The 1,773-nt window shown below is 36.1% G+C and carries 2 protein-coding genes; both read right to left on the bottom strand.

The window, feature by feature from the left end:
• Positions 1–96 precede the first annotated feature (96 nt).
• Positions 97–966, bottom strand: a complete 870-nt coding sequence (locus ACI4L0_RS00695) for a transposase (protein ID WP_439798252.1) — start codon at positions 964–966, stop codon at positions 97–99.
• Positions 941–1,696, bottom strand: coding sequence for a transposase (locus tag ACI4L0_RS00700; protein WP_439798251.1), 756 nt, complete (start codon positions 1,694–1,696; stop codon positions 941–943). The genes ACI4L0_RS00695 and ACI4L0_RS00700 overlap by 26 nt, the downstream gene beginning before the upstream one ends.
• Positions 1,697–1,773 lie beyond the last annotated feature (77 nt).

The raw sequence follows: 1,773 nt of genomic DNA on the forward strand, positions 1-1,773 counted from the left end.
AAGGGGCTGTCCTAGAAGTTCATAAAACTTCATAAAAGGGCGGCCTTTTTTTATAAAATTTCAGATTTTGAGTTTGTTCGGAATTCTTTTTTTCTTTTAAACTTTCGACAGCCGGATAAGCTGTTTAAAATCATATCCAAGCATCAATAAACCCCATTCAGTCGCTACTTTTTCGTTTCCACGGAGATGAAATCTTCTGAAATGCTGATTGGATTTTATCTGCCCGAAGACAGTTTCGCATTCTGTTGAACGCTTTTTCATTAATTTTTTGTATTCATCAGTTGAGAGAAGTTCTTTTACTTTTGATTTTTGTGTAATCCAGTTTTCATTTCTCTGAATCATTCTGCCGTATTCTGATTTTGTGCAGAGATCCCGGAACGGACAGCCCTCACAGTTGTCACACTGATAAACATCATAAGTCTGCAGATAACCCGACGAATTATGCTTCTGTACAGTTTTTTTATACGGAACTGGATTTCCACAAGGACATGTATATTCTTTTTGTTCTGCATCATATTTCCAGTTTTCAGGATTAAAGGTTTTCTTTTTGAAACTGCGTTTTATTTCTTTTTCATAAGTTGAATATTTTATTGCACCTGTAATTTCTTTTTCTTCAAGATAGTCATAATTTTCCTCACTTCCGTAACCTGCATCTGCTATTACAGTTTTGAATTTGCATTCCAGTCTTTTCATCACATTTTCCAAATGAGGTTTTAATGTTCTTGTGTCTGTCGGATTTGGAAATACGTCATAGCCTGTTACAAAATTATTTTCTGTCCCAACCTGAATGTTATAACCAGGCTTGAGCTGACCGTTTAACATTGTATCTTCTTTCATTCGCATGAAAGTTGCATCTTCATCGGTTTTAGAATAACTGTTGCGACCGTTAAATGTCGCGTTTGCCTTTTCGTATTTTTCTTTTCGCGGGAGAAAATCCTTTTCAATCTGTCGTTTTGCTTTTTTCAGTTTTTTTTTTTACGTCTTTTGATTCTTCGTCGTCGCGGTCACAGATTTCATCAAGTTTTCTGTTGATTTTTTCTGCCACTGCTTTTATCTCTTCGCTTGTTACTGTGATGTCTTCGCCAAGTTCTGCCAGATCTTTATTTCCGTATTCCTGATTTTCTTCTGCAGTGATTTCATCAACTTCCTTTAGAAAGACTCGAAGTTTTTCATCAAGTTTTTTTTCATTTTTTTCAACGGCACGTTTCCATACAAAGGTGTATTTATTCGAAGCACTTTCAATTTTTGTTCCGTCTACAAAATATTTTTCAAGGCTGACATAACCTTTTAAATTCAAAAGCTTTACAGTTGCAATGAAAATCTCTTCTATCGATTCTTTTAATTTTTCTCCGCGGAATTTATTGATTGTTCTGAAATCCGGAGTCTGACTGCCGGCAAGCCACATTACGTTTATGTTTTCACGGCACTGTTTTGCTATCTGCCTTGAGGAATAAATTCCAGTCATGTAGCAGTAAATCATGACTTTTAAAAGCATTACTGGATTGTAACGGCTTGCGCCACCGCCTTTCGTGTATTTTGCAAATACTTTTTCAATGTTCAGCTCATCGACCGTTTTACTGACTATCCGTACAAAATGATTCTGTGGAACCAGCTCATCAAGACTTGGCGGCAAAAGCCACTGCTCATCCTGACTGTATGCTTTGAATGTTATTTTATCGCTTACGCCTCTGCTCATATTTAAATTTTAGCATAAAGAATTTCATTTGTCTTTAAAATAATAAAGGGACTGTCCGTACTTTTTGGACAGCCCCT

The organism is Treponema sp., from assembly GCF_051883275.1.
In the GTDB taxonomy this organism is placed as follows: domain Bacteria; phylum Spirochaetota; class Spirochaetia; order Treponematales; family Treponemataceae; genus Treponema_D.